The following is a 20,540-nucleotide window of genomic DNA, read 5'->3' on the forward strand; positions in this document are numbered from 1 at the left end:
GAGGAGCCTGGACATGAGCCAGAACCCTCAAAGAATGCCCTTGATGCGCTCCAGCGACTCGATTTCGGCTACCGACCAGCCCACACAACATAAACAGCCCCGGATAACCCATGCCCCGATCCTTGGTCAGTCACTTGAAAAAAGTGCCGTGAGCGCTGAATGGGCGGGTGTTTTTGGGGTTTTTCTACAGCTTCGTTATGCGCTTAAAGGCACGAGGTTCAACCATGTTCATCATTGAAGATGAAGCTCACGCAGAATGGTGTGGTGAATTCACAACCAAGGAAGATGCTATGCACGAACTCAGAGCGAGAAGCCTAACGCCATGGGATCAAGCACCAAATATCTGTCCATGTATGAGCTGGCGCACGTGTGGCCGTGAATACTCAATTGTGGAGTTCAATACTTCCGTTGAGCCGTGGAAGGAGCTCTCTAGAACCCCTGTGCTCTCCCTCTCTTCTCGCGAGGTAAAATGGGAGCCAAGCCTTTTGCTCCGACCTCCAAACGCATAACAATTGGTTCAATCGTTCGCTTCGCTCACTTGGGACTGCGTTCCGCAGCCCCTTAACCAAACGTTATGTGCAACCACTCATAGGAATCATGTTTTGTCTGAACTGAAAACCGTAGGTCTATTTGTAGTTACTGCGTTGGCAGAAATTATCGGCTGTTACCTGCCCTATCTTTGGTTGCGTGAAGGGAAATCAGTTTGGTTGCTCGTACCTGCAGCACTTAGTCTTGCCGCTTTTGCTTGGTTGCTGTCCCTGCATCCGACAGCGGCGGGTAGAGTTTATGCTGCGTATGGCGGGGTTTATATTTTTATGGCCATTTTGTGGTTATGGACTGTCGATGGTATTCGTCCAACTATGTGGGATCTTGTTGGTTCTAGTGTGGCGCTGTTGGGCATGGCAATTATCATGTTCGCTCCACGCAGCACATAACAAACGGGAGATCATGGACTTAGGCACGAGCTCACAGCAAAGTAGAGAGCGCAGTCGCGGCTTCGCCACTGAGATCATTGGGGCGGTTCAGCCGCGTATTTCAACGTTAGGCCGCAAGAACCTAGAGAAGGGGCGATCTTTGTAGTCGATAGGGAAGTGGCGCGTCTGATGAAGGCGGGGCCTGCGGTAGAGTCCGCGTCTATTAACGGAGTTTGCTCTGTCCCCGGGCTTGGAGTCATGGCCTCGGTGAGGTCGTTGAACCGCTCAGGACCGTAGACAAGTTCATGACCCAGGCTCGTTGCGCACTGCCTGGGCTACCAATCTATTTGCACCGAAGAGCTAGGGCGTCGCTCACGTCCGACGGTCTTCGGTGTATCACTCGCCTAATGGGAGATCCTGTTGCTTACTGATTTTTACGACAGTGTTTATGACTTCGATCACGACGCAGCCGGCGCGCTGAGGCTGGACGCGCCGTTCGCGCCGTCAGGGGAAAGACAGGCCACGAAAATGCTGGAGCTCGCCGGCGTCGGCGAGGACGACTTGCTTTACGATCTCGGCTGCGGCGACGGGCAGATCATCGTCATCGCCGCGCGCGACTTCGGCGCCAGAGCCGTCGGCGTCGAGCTGGACCCGCAGCGCCTGGAGGAGGCCCGCCAGCACGCCAGGTGGAATGGCGTCAGACACAAGCTGACCCTGCTCGAGGAGAACCTGTTCACCGTCGATATCAGCAAGGCCACCGTGGTCACGTTGTACCTGCTGCCGGAGATCAATCTCACGCTGCGTCCGCGCCTGCTGCGCGAGCTTGCGCCCGGAACGCGCATCGTCTCCCACGCCTTCGACATGGGCGAGTGGAAACCTGACGAGGTCGTCGACGGTCGGGGCGCCAAATTTTTCCTGTGGATCGTGCCGGCCGCCGTCGCCGGCACCTGGCAGTGGAAGACGCCGGACGGCCGGATCTGCCGCGTGGAGCTGGAGCAGGAATATCAGCAGGTTAGCGGCCGAGCCTGGATAGACGAGCAGCCGGCGTGGCTGCAGTCGGCTAGCCTGGTAGGCACGCGACTGGAGCTAACGATCCAGGCCGAGGACGCCGCCTCTCCGCAAAGCTTCGTCAGCCACTTCATTGATGGCCGGCTGGTGCCGAGAGCAGGTTAATGCGGCACCGGGTGGTTCGCCGAGGTGTCGGCGATGCCGCTCAGGATAAGAACAGGATCGGTGGCCCGCGCAAAGGTGGCGGCGAGCCCACCGGTTCTAACGCGCCACCCAAGCCGACGCCGCATACTCGGCGCGGCTTAGCGGCACGTTACGAGTACTCGGGGGTAACCAAATGATTCGCGCTTATCGGGCAGCCGATATTGATCAAGTTTTGGCAATTTGGCTGTCAGCATCAATTAAAGCCCATGACTTCATCGAATCTGCGTTTTGGAAATCGAAGATTAGCGAGATGCGTGATGTATACATCCCATCATCGGAAACGCTTGTGTATGAAGCTGACGGAGCAGTCGTTGGGTTTTATAGCCTGTATGAGAACAATCTTGCTGCGATCTTTGTTGCACCGGGCTCGCAGGGCAAGGGGTTAGGCTCAGTCTTGCTTGATGATGCTAAGAGTAGGCGAAAGAACTTACAGCTCGCTGTTTACAAAGAAAATACTCCGAGCATTAAGTTCTATGAAAAACACGGATTCACTTTACTTGGAGAGAAATGCGATGAGCACACAGGGCACCCTGAGCTCATCATGGAGTATCACTCATAACAAGGCGCGGAAGTGCGCGGCCGTTGGTCGCCGGACCCTCGTAAACTCGCGCCGCTGTGCTTTGCATTAGCCGGCACAGTTCTCACCATGAAGCGCTCCTGCCACTCGCGAGGTAAGCGTTATGCCGTACCAGCTTCTTGCCGACGCGGTGCTCGTTGTGCACTTCTGTGTCGTCTTGTTCGTCATCGGCGGTTTGGTTGTCATCGTTGCGGGCAACTGGCTTGAGTGGCGGTGGGTAAACGGATGGTGGTTCCGGTTGGCACACCTGGTGGCCATTGGGGTTGTGGTTGCGCAGGCTTTGCTCGGGCGGCTATGCCCACTCACAACCTTGGAATCTTGGCTGAGAGTACAGGCCGGCCAACCCAGCTACACGAAAAGCTTCATCGAGCACTGGCTGCAGCGCATTATCTTCTACGAGGCGCCATATTGGGTCTTCACCTTGGCATACACGGTGTTCGCAGTGCTCGTCGTTGCCGCGTGGTGGTACTTTCCGCCAACCCGCAGGCGTCATCGCGACCGCGAGTAGCAATCATGCAGATGGGAAACCTGTTCACTGATGCAGAGGCTCCGCTGAAGGGGGAGCGCTTCGACGCGCTGCTGACCCACAGGAACCTTGTTGTGGAGCGTATCGTCAGCTCGGCGGACACGGCTCCGACGGAGTACGTGCAGGACCAGGATGAGTGGGTTGTGTTGCTTCGGGGCGAGGCGACCCTTGAGATCGCAGACCGCTCCGTTGAGCTTCATTCCGGTGACTATGTGTTCTTGCCCGCCGGCACGTGCCACGTTGTTCGATGTGTCACGGACGGGGCTCTATGGCTGGCGATGCATCTGTTTCCATCGCCAGCGAAAGGCTGAGAGAGTGCCTGATTCGGGTGTTGTCCACTGGAGGTCACATGAAGAGCGATGAGTTCAATTTAGCGCGGTTCATGGAGGCTCAAGAGACTTCATATGACGCTGCAATAGCCGAACTGCGTTCTGGCAGGAAAAAGGCGCATTGGATCTGGTTTGTTTTTCCGCAGCTTAAGGGGCTTGGGAGCAGCTTCAACTCCGAGCACTACGGTTTAAGCGGGTTGGCCGAGGCTCGCGCCTATCTTGCGCATCCGGACCTGGGGCCGCGACTTCGTGAAGCCACCGCCGCCATGCTTGCGCATCAGTCCAAAGGCGCCAGCGCGGTGCTGGGCGAACTTGATGCATTGAAGTTCCGGTCCTGCCTTACTTTGTTCTCACTTGCTGATCCCGCAGATCACGTATTTGGCGATGCGCTTGATAGCTTATTTGGTGGGGAGCGCGATACGCGGACACTCAGACTGCTGGAGGCGCAGGGCGAGGTCTGATTGTGGTGTACTGACCAACTTCGGACGAGTTCCGAATGTATCAGTTTTTGTTCGCTTCAGGAGGCGCCATGAAAGTCGAGCTTATGAGCAATCTAAAGCGTCAAGCCACGAAGATTCTGGCAGAGCTGAAAGTGACAAAGGAACCGGTACTCATCACCGAGCACGGTAAACCATCCGCCTATCTGGTCGATGTGCAGCATTGCGAGTTTATGCAGCGCCGACTTGAGCTGCTTGAGGGGCTGTCACGAGGGGAGCGTGCTGCACTTGAGGGAAGAGCGTACAGCCAAAGTGAGGCCAGGGAGAAACGAGCAGTTGGCTGAGATAGTGTGGGCGGAGCCGGCTCTTCCAGCTCCGTCGGAAGCTTCGGGTGCGCATGCTAAAAAGCTGTTAGCCAGACGCGACACATGCGTTTGCCGATTCGAGGCGTCAAAGCCCAGCAGTGCGCTTTGGCGTTTGATATGTAGCAACGACGAGCACCCTGCCAACAACGTTTGGGCTATGGCGAGGCTGGGATTGTTGGAGGTTCTATGGCGGGCTGCCCGGGTAACTCCGCATTTCCACATAACATCCTGCGACGGGCGAGGCCGCCCTACGTCGGTGTTTCGCAGGGCTGGGATTGTTGGAGGTTCTATGGCGGGCTGCCCGGAGGGCTCCGAGTTCACATGTCACACCCTGCGACGGGCGAGGCCGCCCTACGTCGGGGTCACGTAGGGCTGGGATTGCCGGGGGGCGGGCTGCCGGGGAAGCGCTAGGGCTTGCCCAGAGTTTCCACGGCCAGGCCGGGAAAGTCGGTGATGATGCTGTCCACGCCGAAATCGGCGAGGCGGCGCATAAGTGCCGGTTCGTTGACTGTCCACACCGACACGTGCAGGCCTTGCTGCTGCGCTTTGTGCAGGCGTTCCGGGGTGCACAGCGTCCAGTTCAGGGCGAGCAGGTTGCAGCCATACTGGCGGGCAACCTTGAGTGGATCGAGCCAGGCGTATTCCGCCACCAGCCCGCGTGACAGTTCCGGGGCGCGGCGCATCAGTGCGCGCAGTACTTCGCGAGAGCTCGAGGTGACGGTGATCTTGTCTTGCAGACCGTAGTGCTCGGCCAAACCCTTGATGGCCATCACCATGCGCGCGGCGCGAACCCGCGAGGCGCTTTTAACTTCCAGTTGCCAGTGCTCGAACGGGCAGTGCTCGAACAGATCCGCCAGGCGTGGAATCGGTGTGGGTTGCGGCCAGCCGGGCCCGCCTTGGCGCGCGTCGTAGGCGTGCAGCACCTCGGCATCGTGCTCGACGACTTTGCCGCGGCGTCCAGTGGTGCGTTTCAGGGTCGGGTCGTGGATCACCATCAACTCGCCGTCCCGGGACAGGTGCAGGTCCAGCTCGCAGCGGGTTACGCCGTGCTCCAGGCACTTCTGGAAACTGGCCAGGGTGTTTTCCGGGGCTTCGCCCTTGGCGCCGCGATGGCCGTAGATCAACGTCATGCTGGATCCTTCAGTACAGACCTGCAGGACCATCAAGTGGCCTGCTAGGGACGTGGTTGGTGGTGCCGCACGCTGTCGATGACCCGGTCCGTTTCGAAATACACGGAGAAGCCAGGGTAATCCCAGCGGCTGATGGGGGGTTGGCCGACAGCTGGGTGCTGCTGCTCAGGCTGTCCAAAGCGTTGCTTGACGCTGTGTTGCGTTTCGCCTTGCTTGGGCAGTGACTGAGCGGCGGTGCCTTGCTGGCCAACCGGTACGCTCAAAGTATCGGCCAGACTGGGCAGGGGCAAAAGCAGGGCAAGCAGGAAAAAGAGGCGGGTCATGCGAAAGTCTCATGGCTGTTCGGAGAGTTCGCGGGCCTGACGACGGGCCAGGGCCTGCTTTTGCAGGATATGCCGGGCCAGTAATTGGCGCTGTGCGTCGGTCAACGCTTCGAACTGCGCACCGATCTCGTATTGACCATTTTCCTGTAATTGACAGTGGACCACCCGTGCCCTGAGCAATAAACCCAAGGCTTGGGGCATCAACAGCATGCGCAATGCCAGCTGGGTGTCGCCGGCCAGTGCCTGTTCATGGGTAAAACTGATCCCGTCTTCGCTGAGCATCACCGTCTGCACGTCGCCGAATTCGCCACACACCTGCTGGGCCATGGCCTGGGCGATCAGGTCGACACGCTTGTTGAGCAGCCGCAGGAAGGCGCCCAGGTTGCGATTCTGATCGTCGATCTGGCGCAGCAGGTGCTGGGTCTCGTAATCCATCAGGCCCAGCTCGCCCAACAGGCCGAACAGGGCGGAGTCATCGTGCAGCGGTTGCTGCGTCTCGCTCTGCTCGGCTGAGAGTGGGGTGATTTGCAATGCGACCCGATCTTCGATGCGGTAGTATTCGCGGCGTTCTGCGTCTTGAGTGGGCATGGCGATCCAATAGCAATAAGCGTGAGACGAGTGTAAATCGCACGGTTCAGGCTTGCCAGGCAGACGCGTTTTTCAATGGCTGGTCGCACCGCAATTCGGCGTTGCAGCCAGACATCCTGTAGATTGTCCAGCTTCGTCCGTTTGACTGGAGCCCCTGCGGGCTGCATCAGGCGGCCTGCAATGGATGTTCCTTTTTTCAGCGAACCCGCCCGGCATGTTCAGACCTCTTTCCTTCTATATCGGCACGCGGTACACGCGGGCCAGACGCCGCAGCCACTTTGTTTCGTTCATCTCCCTGACCTCCATGCTCGGCCTCGCGCTCGGCGTGCTGGTGATGATTGTGGTGCTGTCGGTGATGAATGGCTTCGACCATGAGATGCGCCATCGCGTGCTGGGCATGGTGCCCCACGCCAGCCTGGAAACAGGCCAGGCACTGAATGATTGGCCACAACTGGCTCGCCAACTGGACGACCAGCCGCAGGTGCTGGCGGTGGCCCCCTACACGCAAATGCAGGGGTTGCTGACGCACCAGGGCCAGGTGCAGAAGGTGTTGATCAATGCCGTCGATCCGCGCCTGGAGTCGCAGGTGTCGATCATTGATCAGTTCTTTTTACCGGGGCAGGGCAGTCTCGATGCGCTCAAGCCGGGCGAATTCGGCATCGTTATTGGCGACCGTGCGGCGAAGAAGTTCGGCGTCGGCCTGGGCGACAAGTTGACCTTCGTGGCGCCGGAAGTGGCGGTGACGCCGGCCGGCATGTTTCCGCGCATGAAACGCTTCACGGTGGTTGGCATCTTCCATGTGGGTGCCGGTGAAATCGATGGCTTTGTGGCCATGACCCATATCGAGGATGCGGCACGTCTGAAACGCTGGCGCACCGATCAGGTACAGGGGCTGCGTCTCAAGCTCGATGATCTATTCCAGGCGCCGCGTCTGGCCTGGTCATTGGCCATGCAGTTGGGCGATGACTTCTACGCGCAGGACTGGACTCGCACCCACGGCAATCTGTACCAAGCGATCCGTATGGAAAAGGCGATCATCGGCCTGCTGTTGCTGCTGATTGTTGCGGTGGCGGCGTTCAACATCATTTCCACCCTGGTGATGGTGGTCACCGACAAGAAATCCGATATCGCCATTCTGCGCACCCTGGGCGCGACGCCCGGTCAGATCATGGCGATTTTCATGGTGCAGGGCACGGTGATCGGCGTGGTCGGCACCTTGATCGGCGCGTTGCTGGGCATTTTCGCTGCGCTGAATATCAGCAGCTGGATTGCCGCTCTGGAGCGCCTGATGGGGCACAAATTTCTCAGTGCCGAGGTGTACTTCATCGATTACCTGCCATCTCAGTTGCTGGCCGCCGATGTGGTGCTGGTCTGCGCCTCGGCGTTGATCCTGAGTTTCCTTGCCACCCTTTATCCTGCCTGGCGTGCGGCGCGCACCCAACCTGCGGAGGCTTTGCGTTATGAGTGAGAAGGCAGTCCTGAGTTGCCGCAACCTGGGCAAGCGTTACGAGGAAGGTCCGCAGTCGGTCGAGGTGTTGGCCGATGTGCAACTGGAACTGCATCCGGGCGAGCGTATCGCCATTGTCGGCAGCTCCGGTTCGGGCAAGAGCACCTTGCTTAACCTCTTGGGCGGCCTGGATACGCCCAGCCATGGCAGTGTCTGGCTGGCCGGCGAAGAGCTTTCGGCGCTGGGTGAAAAGGCGCGCGGCCTGTTGCGCAATCGGGCGCTGGGCTTCGTGTACCAGTTTCACCATTTGCTGCCCGAGTTCACCGCTCTGGAAAACGTCTGCATGCCGCTGTTGATCGGTTCTACGCCGATCCCCGAAGCGCGCCAGCGCGCCAGTGCGCTGCTGGAGCGGGTCGGGCTGGGGCATAGGCTCAGCCATAAACCGTCCGAGCTGTCCGGCGGCGAACGCCAGCGTGTGGCCATTGCCCGGGCGCTGATCAACCAGCCGGCCCTGGTGTTGCTGGACGAGCCCACCGGCAACCTCGACCATCACACTGCCCAGGGCATTCAGGAATTGATGCTGGAGCTGAGCAGCTCGCTGCGTACGGCGTTCCTGATCGTCACCCACGACATGCAACTGGCGCGGCAGATGGATCGGGTGCTGCGCCTGGACGACGGCCGCCTGGTGGCGGAGTAAGGGCGACCATGTTCAGACCTCTACCGCTGTTCATCGGCACCCGCTACACGCGGGCCAAACGCCGTAATCACTACATTTCCTTTATTTCGCTGACCTCGATGATCGGCCTGGCGCTCGGCGTGCTGGCAATGATCGTGGTGCTGTCGGTAATGAACGGCTTCCAGAAGGAAATGAGCGGGCGCATTCTCGGCATGGTGCCCCATGCCGCGCTGTCGGCCGAGCAGCCGCTGAACGACTGGCAGACGGTTGCCGAGCAGGTGTTGCAGCATCCCGAGGTCAACGCGGCAGTACCGCTGAGCGAGCTGGAGGGCATGCTCACCTACAAGGGCGCCATGCAGCCGATTCAGATCAATGGCATCGACCCGGCGCTGGAGCCGCAGGTGTCGATCATCGGCGCGCACATGGTGCGCGGACGCCTGACGGATCTGCAGCCGGGCGAGTTCGGGGTGGTGCTGGGTGAGCTGTCCGCGCGGCGTTTCGGTGTGCGAGTCGGCGACAAGCTGACGCTGATCGTGCCGGAAGCCACGAACTCCGCTTCGGGTATCACGCCGCGCATGCAGCGCCTCAATGTGGTGGGCATCTTCAAGGTCGGCGCCGAGCTGGATGGCTCGTTGGCGCTGATCCACATCGCCGATGCCGGCACGATTCTCAAGTTGCAGCCGGGCCAGGTGCAGAGCGTGCGTATCGCCGTGAACGACCTGTACCTGGCGCCGCAGATCTCCACGGCGTTGGCGACCTCGCTGGGCGCAGGCTATCGCGCCACCGACTGGACCCACACTCAGGGCAGCCTGTTCAGCGCGATGCAGATGGAAAAGACCATGATTGGCCTGTTGTTGCTGCTGATCATCGCGGTGGCGGCGTTCAATATCATCGCCACGCTGATCATGGTGGTGGCTGACAAGCGCACCGATATCGCTATCTTGCGCACCTTGGGCGCCACGCCCGGGCAGATCATGGCCACCTTCATGGTCCAGGGCACGGTGATCGGCATTATCGGCACGGTGGTCGGCGCGGTGCTGGGCGTGCTGGCGGCGCTGAATGTCAGTGAGTTGGTGGGATGGGTGGAGCGCCTGAGCGGCCAGCAGATTCTCAGTTCGGACATCTATTACGTCAGTTACCTGCCCTCCGACCTGCAAGCGCTGGACGTAGTGCTGATCTGCACCGCAGCGCTGATCCTGAGTTTCCTGGCTACCCTGTACCCAGCCTGGCGCGCGGCACGTACCCAGCCGGCCGAGGCCTTGCGCTACGAATAAGCGCCAGACGCGGGCCGCGTAGGGCGGCCCGCCGTTAAGCAATAAGACCCACGGAATCCGTAGGGCGGCCTCGCCCGTCGCACGGTGTCGAGGTCGTTGGCGCGGTGATTTTCGGGCAGCCCGCCGTTTTTTGCACCGCCCGAACTGTAGTCATAACCGCTTCGAACACTTGAGCCGGCCGCAGGACGCCGCCGGCGTTGGCGGAGTCATCATGCATGCGCACAGGGATGCTTGCGCTCGCTCTGGGTCTGCTGACCCTGCGTTTTCTTCCGGCATTGCCGGACGCGTCCTGGTTGCTTGCCGGATTCGTCCTCGGGCTGCTGCTGTTACCCTTTCGCAGTTATCCGCTGGGGCTGTTCTGCCTTGGACTGGTGTGGGCCTGCTGGTCGGCGCAGTGGGCGCTCGATGACCGCCTGGCGCCCGCTTTCGATGGCCGCACCTTGTGGCTGGAAGGTCAGGTGGTCGGGCTGCCTGAACACCGGGATGGCGTGGTGCGTTTCGAGTTGCGCGACGCGGTTTCCCGGCGCGGCGCGTTGCCCAGCCGGCTGCGTCTGGCTTGGCATGGCGGCCCACCTGTACAGGCCGGCGAGCGCTGGCGGCTGGCGGTCAATCTCAAGCGTCCCCATGGCCTGGTCAATCCACACGGATTCGATTACGAGGCTTGGCTGTTGGCCAAACGCATCGGTGCGACGGGTTCGGTCAAGGCGGGCGAGCGCCAAGCGGTTACCCAAGGCCTGAGCGCCTGGCGCGACAGCTTGCGCCAACGTCTGCTGGCGATGCCGGCTTTCGGACGCGAAGGTGGACTGGTCGCTTTGGTGCTGGGCGATGGTTCTGGGTTGACGCATACCGATTGGGGCCTGCTACGCGACACCGGCACGGTGCATTTGATGGTGATCTCCGGCCAGCATATTGGCCTGCTGGCGATGCTGGTTTACGGCCTAATCGCCGGGCTTGCGCGCTGGGGACTCTGGCCGCGAGCGCTGCCCTGGCTGCCGTGGGCGTGCGGCCTGGCCCTGGCCGCGGCGCTGTTGTACGGGCTGCTGGCCGGGTTTGAAGTCCCGGTGCGGCGCGCCTGTGTGATGCTGGCCGTGGTGCTGCTCTGGCGCCTGCGTTTTCGACACCTGGGTTTCTGGTCGCCCTTGCTGGCGGCGTTGGTGATCGTCCTGCTCGCCGAACCGCTGGCCAGTCTGCAAGCGGGCTTCTGGTTGTCCTTTGCTGCCGTGGCGGTGTTGATCCTGGTGTTCAGTGGCCGCCTGGGTGCCTGGAGTGCATGGCGCACCCTGGGACGTGCGCAGTGGACCGTGGCCATCGGCCTGCTGCCGGTACTGCTGGCGTTGAGTCTGCCGGTGAGTGCCAGCGGGCCGCTGGCCAATCTGATTGCCGTGCCTTGGATCAGCCTGACGGTCGTGCCCCTGGCCTTGCTCGCGACCCTGCTGTTGCCCATGCCTTTTGTGGCCGAAGGGATGTGGTGGCTGGCCGGAGGATTACTGGAACTGTTGTTCGTAATCCTGGCCCACATTGCCGAGTGGCTGCCGGCCTGGCTGGGCAGGGATGTTCCGGTGTGGGCCTGGTTGCTCGGTGTCTTGGGCGTAACGTTGCTACTCCTGCCGGGCGCCGTCCCGCTGCGTTGGCTCGGCATCCCCATGCTGCTGGTGCTCATCGCTCCGCCGCGTGACGAGGTGCCGACGGGGCGTGCCCATGTCTGGTTGCTGGATGTCGGCCAGGGGCTGTCCGTGCTGGTGCGTACGCGCGAGCATGCCTTGCTGTATGACACCGGTGCGCGCTTCGGTGATTTCGATCTGGGCGAGCGCGTGGTCGTGCCCTCGTTGCGCACATTAGGCATCCAGCGCCTGGATGCACTGCTGCTCAGCCATGCCGATAACGATCATGCCGGCGGCGCACAGGCGGTGATCGACGGGGTGACGGTGGGCAAGGTGCTCAGTGGCGAATCTCACAACCTGCCGGCAGCGTTGCAGGCTGGGCCTTGTCAGAGCGGGAAAACCTGGGACTGGGACGGCGTGCGGTTTCGGCTATGGCGTTGGCCGCAGGCGCACTCCGGCAATGCCGCCTCCTGTGTGCTGATGGTCGAAGCCGGTGGCGAGCGCCTGTTGCTCACCGGCGATATCGACGCGCGGGTGGAGGCTGCGTTGCTCGCTTCAGGCTGGGCCCCGCGCGCCGAGTGGCTGCTGGCGCCCCATCATGGCAGCCGGTTCTCATCCAGCGTGCGTTTTATCCAGGGCGTGGCACCCACCGCGGTGCTATTTGCGCGGGGCGCCCATAACGCCTTCGGGCATCCTCATCCGTCAGTCGTAGAGCGTTACCGGCAACACGACGTGCAGATCCACGACACTGCTCTCGAGGGTGCTCTTCGCATTGAGCTAGGCGCGTTTGCGCCGCCGCGAGCATTGCGACAGGAAGCGCGTTTCTGGCGGGAAAAATGAGAAGCTCGGCGGTCGGCGTGACCGTGTCCCTATGCTAGAGTGAGCCACTTTTTTGGAGGGGATCGCCACCGTGTGGGAGTTGGTAAAGTCAGGCGGCTGGATCATGCTGCCGATCATTCTGTGTTCCGTGATGGCCGTGGCCATTATCATCGAGCGGTTCTGGACGCTGCGGCCGAGCCGCGTCACGCCTCCCCATCTGCTCGGGCTGGTCTGGCGCTGGATCAAGGAAAAAAAGCTGACCAGCGAGCGTCTCAAGGAACTGCGCGCCCACTCGCCGCTGGGCGTGATCCTCGCTGCCGGACTGGCCAACTCCAAGCATGGCCGCGAGATCATGAAGGAATGCATTGAGGAAGCCGCAGCGCGGGTCGTTCATGATTTGGAACGCTACCTCAATGCCCTGGGCACCATCGCCGGTATCGCACCCTTGCTGGGCTTGCTCGGCACGGTACTGGGCATGATTGAAATCTTCAGCTCGTTCATGGGTTCGGGCATGGCCAACGCCCCGCAGCTGGCGGGCGGTATCGCCAAGGCCTTGATCACCACGGCGGCCGGTCTGATCGTCGCGATCCCGGCGCTGTTCTTCCACCGTTTTCTGCAGCGTCGCGTTGATGAGCTGGTGATGGGCATGGAACAGGAAGCCATCAAGCTGGTGGAGGTGGTGCAGGGCGACCGTAATGTCGACCTGGCCGAGACGCCTGCTTCCAGCAAGCGCGAGGTTAAAAAGGCGTGAAGTTCCGGCGCAAACGACAGGATAACGTCGAGATCGGCCTGGCGCCGCTGATCGACGTGGTATTCATCCTGCTGCTGTTTTTTGTTGTCACTACGACCTTCACCCGCGAGACGCAGCTGCAGGTTGACTTGCCTGAGGCGGTCAGCGGTACACCACCGCCAGCGTCCGAACTCAAGCCCCTGGAAGTGGTGATTGGCGCCGACGGCAGCTTTTCGGTGAATGGCCAGGCGCTGGTGAAAAACGACCTGAACAGTCTGATGACATCGCTGCAGCGGGAATCCGAAGGGGATAGCAGCTTGCCGCTGACCATCAGTGCGGACAGCAAGACACCGCACCAGGCGGTGATCACCGCCATGGACGCGGCCGGCAAGCTGGGCTTTGCCCACCTGCGCATCACCACTGTCGAGGCCCAGGCGGAACCGCGCTGATGGCGCTGGCGGATCGACTGCTCTCGGCCTGGTACCGAGGGCATCCCGGCCTGGCGCTGCTGCGTCCCCTGGAGGCGCTGTATCGCCGTGTGGTGGAGCGCAAGCGGGCCGCTTTTCTGGCCGGCGAGGGCGAGATCTACCGCTCGCCGGTGCCGATCATCGTGGTGGGCAACATCACCGTGGGCGGCACGGGCAAGACGCCAATGATTCTCTGGCTGATCGACCATTGCCGCGCGCGCGGCCTGCGTGTCGGTGTGGTCAGTCGCGGCTACGGTGCCAAGCCGCCCAGTTGGCCATGGCGCGTCACCGCCGAGCAGCCGGCCAGTGAAGCAGGAGACGAGCCATCCCTGATTGTGCGGCGTACCGGCGTGCCGCTGGTGATCGACCCGGATCGTCCGGGCGCGGTGCGTGCGTTGCTGGCGCAGGAGACGCTGGATGTCATTCTCTGTGACGATGGCTTGCAGCACTATCGCCTGGCCCGAGACCTTGAACTGGTGCTGATCGATGCGGCCCGTGGCCTGGGCAATCGGCGCTGCCTGCCCGCGGGCCCGCTGCGCGAGCCGGTCGAACGTTTGGCCAGCGTCGATGCGCTGCTCTACAACGGGGCCGTGGCGGATGAGCCAGACGGCTATGCCTTTACCCTGACTCCGACCGAGCTGGTGCGTGTGGCCAATGGCGAACGGCGACCCTTGAGCCATTTTCCAGCCGGGCAAGCCCTGCATGCGGTGGCCGGCATCGGCAACCCGCAACGTTTCTTCGCCACCCTCGAAGCGCTAAACTGGCGGCCGATTCCGCATGCCTTCGCCGACCATGCGCAGTACAGCGCCGAGCAGTTACGATTCAGCCCGTCGTTGCCGCTGCTGATGACCGAAAAAGATGCGGTCAAATGCCGTGACTTTGCCGCCGACGACTGGTGGTACCTGGCCGTCGATGTTAAGCCTTCACCGGCCTTCGTCGACTGGTTCGACGAGCAACTGGCACGCCTGCTACCCGACCGCTGAGGCGCTACGCACAAGGCTGGCGGGCGGTGGCTTTTCCCTGTTCTTGAGGATTTCCCGATGGACCCGAAACTGCTCGATATCCTGGCCTGCCCCGTTTGCAAGGGCCCACTGCAGCTCAGCACTGACAAGACCGAACTGATCAGCAAGGGCGCCGGGCTTGCCTACCCAATTCGCGACGGCATTCCGGTCATGCTGGAAAGCGAAGCCCGCACCCTCACAGTCGATGAGCGTCTGGATAAATGAGCCAGGCCTATACCGTCGTCATTCCCGCCCGCTATGCCTCCAGCCGCCTGCCTGGCAAGCCGCTGCAAGACATCGCCGGCAAGCCGATGATCCAGCACGTCTGGGAACAGGCCAGCAAAAGTACCGCGCAGCAAGTGGTCGTGGCGACTGACGATGCGCGTATCGTGGCGGCCTGTGAAGGGTTTGGCGCCCAGGTGGTGATGACCCGCGCCGACCATAACTCAGGCACCGATCGCCTGGCCGAAGTGGCCAGCCAGTTGGGCTTGGCCGCCGATGCCATTGTGGTCAACGTGCAGGGTGACGAGCCGCTGATTCCGCCGGCGATCATTGACCAGGTGGCACGCAATCTGGCGGCTCATCCGCAGGCTGGCATCGCCACTCTGGCCGAGCCGATCAGCGACATCGAGGCGCTGTTTAATCCCAACGTGGTCAAGGTGGTCAGCGACAAAACCGGCCTGGCCCTGACCTTTTCGCGCGCACCGATTGCCTGGGCACGTGATGCCTTCGCGCAGAGCCGCGAAACGTTGCCGGCCAATGTGCCCTGGCGTCGACACATCGGTATTTATGCCTACCGTGCGGGTTTTCTGCAGGATTTCGTCGCCTGGGGCCCATGCTGGCTGGAAGACACAGAGTGCCTGGAGCAATTGCGTGCCCTTTGGCATGGCGTGCGCATCCATGTCGACGATGCGCTGGAAGCGCCGCCCGCGGGCGTGGATACCGCTGAAGATCTGGAGCGCGTGCGGCGCATTCTGGGAGCGTGATAATGAAGGTCTTGTTTGTCTGCATGGGTAATATCTGCCGCTCGCCAACCGCCGAGGGCGTGTTTCGTCATCGCGTGCGTGCAGCGGGACTGGAGTCGCGCATCGTCATCGACTCGGCGGGTACCGAGGAGTGGCATGCTGGCAAGGCGCCGGATCGACGCTCCAGCCAGGCTGCCGCGCGGCGCGGCTATGACCTCACCGCCCAGCGGGCACGTCAGGTGGAGGCAGAGGATTTTCAGCGCTTCGACCTGATTCTGGCCATGGATCATGACAACCTGATACGCCTGCGCGCGGCGCGGCCTGAGCAAGCCAGTGCCGAGATGGACCTGCTGCTGCGCCGCTACGGCCTGGGTGAGATCGTTCCCGATCCCTATTACGGGGGCGACGAGGGGTTTGAGCATGTTCTTGATCTGCTCGAGCAGGCCGCCGATGCCTTGCTCGACGAAATCAAGGGGCGGCTGTGAGTCTACTGCTCAAGGAGCACCTGTCTCTCAAACCTTTCAATACCTTTGGCGTGGATGTCTGCGCGCAGTTGTTCGCCGAGGCCCATGACGAAGCGCACGTGCGCGAAGCGCTAGCACTGGCCGCGCAGCGCGCACTGCCGCTGTTGGTCATTGGCGGTGGCAGCAACTTGCTGCTAACCAAGGATGTAGAAGCGCTGGTGCTGCGCATGGCCAGTCTTGGCCGACGCATATTGAGTGATGATGACCAGCGCGTGGTGGTCGAAGCCGAAGCCGGTGAGCCCTGGCATCCCTTCGTCCTATGGACACTGGAGCAGGGCCTGGTCGGCCTGGAAAACCTCAGCTTGATCCCTGGCACGGTGGGCGCTGCGCCGATGCAGAACATCGGTGCCTACGGGGTGGAGATCAAGGATGTGTTCGCCGGCTTGACTGCGCTTGACCGAGAAACCGGCGAGGTGCGCGACTTTGCCTTGGAAGATTGCGCATTCGGCTATCGTGACAGCCTGTTCAAGCAACAGCCTGGCCGCTGGCTGATCCTGCGGGTGCGCTTTGTTCTTCAGCGTCACTCAACCCTGCACCTGGACTACGGCCCGATTCGTCAGCGACTGGAGGCGCAAGGGGTCCAGGCGCCTACGGCGCTGGATGTCAGCCGGGCGGTATGTGAAATACGCAGTGAAAAACTGCCCGATCCGGCGCGTCTGGGCAATGCCGGCAGCTTTTTCAAGAATCCTCTGGTGGCGGCTCCCCTGGCCGAACGACTACGCGCTGAGCATCCCGACCTGGTGGCTTATCCGGCTGCGAATGACCAAGTGAAGCTGGCGGCCGGCTGGTTGATCGAACGAGCTGGCTGGAAGGGGTTTCGCGACGGTGACGCCGGTGTACATGCACGCCAAGCGCTGGTGCTGGTCAATTATGGTCAAGCCACCGGTAGTCAATTGCTGAGCCTGGCACGGCGCATACAGGCGGATATCACCACGAAATTCGGCGTGACACTGGAAATCGAGCCGAACGTTCTTTGAGCGTGGGGCGACGCCGTGGTTGCGGATGTTAACAGCAGAGTAGGGCACCGTCGCTCACTCCAGGTAGCAGGGCTCAAAGCACAAGGTTGAGCGGGCACCCCGCCGGCGGCGTTAGCTTCATGGTGGGTTGCCCGGGCGATTTCGTATTCCCTTCCCTACACCGCGGTGTTGTTTCGAAAAAAGTGGCGCGTGCTGATTGATCTCCGCCCAATAAAAAGGGGATGCCACTGGCATCCCCTTTTTATTTCAGCCTAAGAATCAGGCCTGCGGCTTGGCGGTCTCGTCGGTTTCTGGCGACTTGTCTACCTCTGGCGCGTCCTGTGCTTCAACGATTGTCTCGGCTTCGGCTTCCTGGGCCTGGCTCTCAACTGTTTTGGCGACGGGCTCGACCGTTTCGTTCAAGGCAGTTTCAGCTTGCTGAATCAGTGGTGCTTCAGCAACCACTGGCTCAGCCGGAGCCGGAGCTTCGCTTGCAGCCGCAGCTTCAGCCTCGGCAGCTTCGCGAGCCAGACGTTCGGCTTCGCGCTGACGGCGACGCACTTCACGCGGGTCGTTGGGCGCACGGCCGCTGGTGACCGGAGCGGGTGTAACGACCGGAGCTTCCACTGCAGGCGTCGGGGCTGGTTCAACCACTTCGCTGACAGCAGGTGTTTCGGCTTCGACAGCGACAGGTGCAGGTGTCGGAGCAGGAGCAGGAGCAGCTTCGGCAACCGGCTCGACAGCGGCGGGAGGAGTGACCTCTGCCGGGGCGGCAGGTTGCTCGATGCCGATTTCAGGCTCGGCGGCCGCAACCTTGCTATCGCTCAGGCTGGCGCCGTTATCGCTGGACTGTTCGGCAGCCGGCATTTCACCGCTCGGTGTCAGCTCGGCAACAGCGACCACATCTGGGGTAGCTTCGACGGCCTGGTTGGCCAGTGCTCCGGCAACGGCGGCAGCGGCAATCATGGCGCCTTCGCTCGGTGCGTTTTCGCTGCTTTCCTGGCCTTCGCTGGTTTCGATCAGGTTGCCGTTGGCATCACGCTGACGCTCGCGACGGTTGCTGCGACGACGCTGGCCACGGGAGCGGCGACGAGGACGCTCGCCATCCTGACCATCCTGCTGATCTTCGAACTGCTCTTCGGTATTCAGTACTTCTTCGTCGACCTGCTCGACCGGAGCGCTGCGTGGCTTGCGCTCTTCGCGCGGCTGACGCTCTTCACGAGCGGGGCGCTCGCGGCGCGGCTCTTGAGTGTCGCGTGCTTCACGAGGCTGACGCTCTTCACGCGGCTCACGGGCTGGACGCTCTTCGCGTGCGGCGCGCTCTTCGCGGGGCTGGCGGTCTTCGCGCGGCTGACGTTCTTCACGGGCCGGGCGCTCGCGACGCTGCTGCTCTTGAGTGTCGCGTGCTTCACGAGGCTGGCGCTCTTCACGCGGCTCACGGGCTGGACGCTCCTCGCGTGGCTTGCGCTCCTCGTCGCGGCGGTTGTTGGTGTCGCGGCCATCACGGCGGCGGTTTTGCTGGCGGCCGGTGCGGCGCTCATCATTGCTGCGCTGCGGGCGTGCGTTAGTGGTTTTTTCGACCGGCTTGGCTGGCTCTTCCTTGCTGGCGAACAGGCCGACCAGCGACTTGACCAGGCCCTTGAACAGGCTCGGTGCCGGGGCGCTAACCGGCGCCAGCGATGCAGCGGGAGCGGCATCAACGTGTTCGGGAGCTGGGCGATTACGGCTGACGGTTTTCACCGCAGCTTCCTGGCGGACCAACGATCGGGTGGCGCTGACCGGCTGGACTTCCTCGGCTTCGCTCGGGGCCATTTCGTAGCTGGACTGGCCAGCAAGCAGCTCCGGGCTGTCGTCGCGCAGGCGGATCACCTCGAAGTGCGGGGTCTCCAGGTGCGCGTCAGGCAGGATGTAGATGCGCGTACGGGTGCGCAGTTCGGTCTTGGTGATGGCATTGCGCTTCTCGTTGAGCAGGAAGGCGGCAACCTGGAAGGGAACGCGGGCGCGTACTTCTGCGGTGCGGTCCTTCAGGGCTTCTTCTTCGATCAGGCGCAGGATGGCCAGCGAGAGGGATTCGACGTCACGGATGACGCCCTGGCCGTTACAACGCGGGCAGACGATGCCGCTGGTTTCGCCCAGAGACGGACGCAGACGCTGACGGGACATTTCCAGCAGGCCGAAACGCGAGATGCGGCCGACTTGGACGCGGGCGCGGTCGGCTTCCAGGGCTTCGCGAACCTTGTCTTCGACGGCGCGCTGATTTTTCGCCGGCGTCATATCAATGAAGTCGATGACGATCAGACCGCCAATATCACGCAGGCGCAGCTGGCGGGCGATTTCCTCAGCCGCTTCCAGGTTGGTCTGCAGGGCGGTTTCTTCGATATCGCCGCCTTTCGTAGCGCGCGCCGAGTTGATATCGATGGACACCAGGGCTTCGGTCGGATCGATGAAAATGGAGCCGCCCGACGGCAGCTTCACTTCGCGCTGGAAGGCAGTTTCGATTTGGCTTTCGATCTGGAAGCGGTTGAACAGCGGCACGCTGTCTTGGTACAGCTTGATCTTGCTGGCGTACTGCGGCATGACCTGCTGGATGAAGCTCAGTGCTTCTTCCTGGGCCTCGACGCTGTCGATCAGGACTTCGCCGATGTCTTGGCGCAGGTAGTCACGGATCGCGCGGATGATGACATTGCTTTCCTGGTAGATCAGGAAGGGGGCAGCGCGATCCTGGGAGGCATCCTTGATGGCAGCCCACAGTTGGGCCAGGTAGTCCAGGTCCCACTGCAGTTCTTCGCTGGAGCGACCCAGGCCGGCGGTGCGCACGATCAGGCCCATGTCGGCCGGCGCGTTCAGGCCGTTGAGTGCTTCGCGCAGTTCATTGCGTTCCTCACCTTCGATGCGGCGCGAGATGCCACCGGCGCGAGGGTTGTTGGGCATCAGCACCAGGTAGCGGCCGGCCAGGCTGATAAAGGTGGTCAGCGCTGCGCCTTTGTTGCCGCGCTCTTCTTTCTCGACCTGGATGATGACTTCCTGGCCTTCCTTCAGGACGTCCTTGATGTTGACGCGACCTTCCGGAGCCTTGCTGAAGTATTCGCGAGAGATTTCCTTGAGCGGCAGAAAGCCGTGGCGTTCGGCGCCGAAATCCACGAAGGCAGCTTCGAGACTCGGCTCGACACGGGTGATGCGGCCCTTATAGATGTTGGCCTTTTTCTGTTCGCGCGCTCCCGATTCGATATCGAGGTCGAACAGGCGCTGGCCGTCAACCAGTGCGACACGCAACTCTTCGGGTTGGGTCGCGTTAATCAGCATTCTTTTCATGTAGTACCGTTGGGTTTCCAGGCGGAGGGAAACGGCAATCGGCACACACGACTCTCACGGTCGGTGTCGGGCGCGTATCAGCAGTGGTGTAAACACTGCAGTGTCCAGCGAGTACCAACCAGTAGGGTCGGGCTCGCGACGACGTCTCCTGCTACAGCTGTAATTGCAGAAGTACTAACTCAGGAGGAGGAATCAACCAGAACGGAAGTGGACGAGAAGCGTCTGTAAAAGCCTGATGCTACACAGTCCGATGGTTGTGCATCTCCACCCACACGTATCCTTTGAAAATCGGGTGCCGCTTACAGAATCCGTAGCGGGTTGTCATTTATCGCGTCCGTAACGTTGGCGGGCGCGCGTCATGGTTCAA

Annotated in this window: 23 protein-coding genes; 19 read left to right on the forward strand and 4 right to left on the reverse strand. The window is 61.7% G+C overall.

The window, feature by feature from the left end:
* The 8 genes from H9642_RS16620 to H9642_RS16655 all read left to right on the forward strand — a co-directional run.
* A partial coding sequence (locus H9642_RS16620; protein ID WP_251837589.1) for a hypothetical protein occupies positions 1-238 on the forward strand: 238 nt, incomplete at its 5' end.
* A 364-nt stretch (positions 239-602) separates the two neighbouring features.
* A complete protein-coding gene (locus H9642_RS16625) occupies positions 603-935 on the forward strand; it encodes a YnfA family protein (RefSeq protein WP_251837590.1) in 333 nt (110 codons plus the stop codon).
* A gap of 399 nt (positions 936-1,334) precedes the next feature.
* Positions 1,335-2,087: a class I SAM-dependent methyltransferase gene (locus H9642_RS16630; RefSeq protein ID WP_251837591.1), complete on the forward strand. Its 753-nt coding sequence runs from the start codon at positions 1,335-1,337 to the stop codon at positions 2,085-2,087.
* Positions 2,088-2,259: 172 nt separating this feature from the next.
* The gene (locus H9642_RS16635; protein ID WP_251837592.1) at positions 2,260-2,685 is read left to right on the forward strand and encodes an N-acetyltransferase; all 426 of its coding nucleotides are present in this window, start codon (positions 2,260-2,262) and stop codon (positions 2,683-2,685) included.
* Positions 2,686-2,806: 121 nt separating this feature from the next.
* On the forward strand, positions 2,807-3,211 hold the full coding sequence (locus tag H9642_RS16640; protein WP_251837593.1) for a DUF2784 domain-containing protein: 405 nt from the start codon (positions 2,807-2,809) through the stop codon (positions 3,209-3,211).
* Positions 3,212-3,216: 5 nt separating this feature from the next.
* Positions 3,217-3,540, forward strand: a complete 324-nt coding sequence (locus H9642_RS16645) for a cupin domain-containing protein (RefSeq protein WP_251837594.1) — start codon at positions 3,217-3,219, stop codon at positions 3,538-3,540.
* 38 nt (positions 3,541-3,578) lie between these two features.
* The gene (locus tag H9642_RS16650) at positions 3,579-4,019 is read left to right on the forward strand and encodes a DUF1810 domain-containing protein (protein WP_251837595.1); all 441 of its coding nucleotides are present in this window, start codon (positions 3,579-3,581) and stop codon (positions 4,017-4,019) included.
* 68 nt (positions 4,020-4,087) lie between these two features.
* Positions 4,088-4,339: a type II toxin-antitoxin system Phd/YefM family antitoxin gene (locus tag H9642_RS16655; protein WP_251837596.1), complete on the forward strand. Its 252-nt coding sequence runs from the start codon at positions 4,088-4,090 to the stop codon at positions 4,337-4,339.
* A 428-nt stretch (positions 4,340-4,767) separates the two neighbouring features.
* Here H9642_RS16655 and H9642_RS16660 read toward each other — a convergent pair whose 3' ends face one another.
* Genes H9642_RS16660 through H9642_RS16670 form a run of 3 tightly spaced genes read right to left on the reverse strand, consistent with a single transcriptional unit; the run spans position 4,768 to position 6,401 of the window.
* Positions 4,768-5,490 carry a glycerophosphodiester phosphodiesterase gene (locus H9642_RS16660; protein WP_251837597.1) on the reverse strand — a complete coding sequence of 241 codons (723 nt, stop codon included), beginning with the start codon at positions 5,488-5,490 and terminating at the stop codon, positions 4,768-4,770.
* A gap of 44 nt (positions 5,491-5,534) precedes the next feature.
* Positions 5,535-5,813 carry a phosphodiesterase gene (locus H9642_RS16665; RefSeq protein WP_251837598.1) on the reverse strand — a complete coding sequence of 93 codons (279 nt, stop codon included), beginning with the start codon at positions 5,811-5,813 and terminating at the stop codon, positions 5,535-5,537.
* 9 nt (positions 5,814-5,822) lie between these two features.
* Positions 5,823-6,401 (reverse strand): PilZ domain-containing protein, encoded by a 579-nt coding sequence (locus tag H9642_RS16670; protein ID WP_251837599.1) that lies wholly within the window; start codon positions 6,399-6,401, stop codon positions 5,823-5,825.
* Between the two features lie 214 nt (positions 6,402-6,615).
* On the opposite strand from H9642_RS16670, the gene H9642_RS16675 reads away from it, so the two are divergent.
* The 11 genes from H9642_RS16675 (at position 6,616) to murB (ending at position 16,882) form a co-directional block, all read left to right on the forward strand.
* A complete protein-coding gene (locus H9642_RS16675; RefSeq protein ID WP_251837600.1) occupies positions 6,616-7,869 on the forward strand; it encodes a lipoprotein-releasing ABC transporter permease subunit in 1,254 nt (417 codons plus the stop codon).
* Entirely contained in the window at positions 7,862-8,545 is a 684-nt protein-coding gene (gene lolD / locus H9642_RS16680; protein WP_251837601.1) for a lipoprotein-releasing ABC transporter ATP-binding protein LolD, read from the forward strand. The genes H9642_RS16675 and lolD overlap by 8 nt, the downstream gene beginning before the upstream one ends.
* A gap of 8 nt (positions 8,546-8,553) precedes the next feature.
* A complete protein-coding gene (locus H9642_RS16685) occupies positions 8,554-9,798 on the forward strand; it encodes a lipoprotein-releasing ABC transporter permease subunit (protein WP_251837602.1) in 1,245 nt (414 codons plus the stop codon).
* A gap of 215 nt (positions 9,799-10,013) precedes the next feature.
* Complete coding sequence (locus tag H9642_RS16690; protein WP_251837603.1) at positions 10,014-12,239, forward strand: DNA internalization-related competence protein ComEC/Rec2; 2,226 nt, start codon at positions 10,014-10,016, stop codon at positions 12,237-12,239.
* 70 nt (positions 12,240-12,309) lie between these two features.
* Positions 12,310-12,969, forward strand: coding sequence for a MotA/TolQ/ExbB proton channel family protein (locus H9642_RS16695; protein WP_251837604.1), 660 nt, complete (start codon positions 12,310-12,312; stop codon positions 12,967-12,969).
* Positions 12,966-13,397 (forward strand): ExbD/TolR family protein, encoded by a 432-nt coding sequence (locus H9642_RS16700; protein ID WP_251837605.1) that lies wholly within the window; start codon positions 12,966-12,968, stop codon positions 13,395-13,397. The genes H9642_RS16695 and H9642_RS16700 overlap by 4 nt, the downstream gene beginning before the upstream one ends.
* Positions 13,397-14,398: a tetraacyldisaccharide 4'-kinase gene (lpxK, locus tag H9642_RS16705; RefSeq protein WP_251837606.1), complete on the forward strand. Its 1,002-nt coding sequence runs from the start codon at positions 13,397-13,399 to the stop codon at positions 14,396-14,398. The genes H9642_RS16700 and lpxK overlap by 1 nt, the downstream gene beginning before the upstream one ends.
* A gap of 57 nt (positions 14,399-14,455) precedes the next feature.
* Positions 14,456-14,641, forward strand: coding sequence for a Trm112 family protein (locus tag H9642_RS16710; RefSeq protein ID WP_251837607.1), 186 nt, complete (start codon positions 14,456-14,458; stop codon positions 14,639-14,641).
* A complete protein-coding gene (gene kdsB, locus H9642_RS16715) occupies positions 14,638-15,402 on the forward strand; it encodes a 3-deoxy-manno-octulosonate cytidylyltransferase (RefSeq protein WP_251837608.1) in 765 nt (254 codons plus the stop codon). Before H9642_RS16710 ends, kdsB begins: the two co-directional genes overlap by 4 nt.
* Before the next feature lie 2 nt (positions 15,403-15,404).
* Positions 15,405-15,866: a low molecular weight protein-tyrosine-phosphatase gene (locus H9642_RS16720; RefSeq protein ID WP_251837609.1), complete on the forward strand. Its 462-nt coding sequence runs from the start codon at positions 15,405-15,407 to the stop codon at positions 15,864-15,866.
* The gene (gene murB, locus H9642_RS16725; protein WP_251837610.1) at positions 15,863-16,882 is read left to right on the forward strand and encodes a UDP-N-acetylmuramate dehydrogenase; all 1,020 of its coding nucleotides are present in this window, start codon (positions 15,863-15,865) and stop codon (positions 16,880-16,882) included. The genes H9642_RS16720 and murB overlap by 4 nt, the downstream gene beginning before the upstream one ends.
* A 258-nt stretch (positions 16,883-17,140) precedes the next feature.
* Here the strand turns inward: murB and rne are convergent, their stop codons facing one another.
* Complete coding sequence (gene rne / locus H9642_RS16730) at positions 17,141-20,173, reverse strand: ribonuclease E (RefSeq protein WP_251837611.1); 3,033 nt, start codon at positions 20,171-20,173, stop codon at positions 17,141-17,143.
* Positions 20,174-20,540 lie beyond the last annotated feature (367 nt).

The sequence above is a fragment of the Serpens gallinarum genome, from assembly GCF_014836765.1.
In the GTDB taxonomy this organism is placed as follows: domain Bacteria; phylum Pseudomonadota; class Gammaproteobacteria; order Pseudomonadales; family Pseudomonadaceae; genus Serpens; species Serpens gallinarum.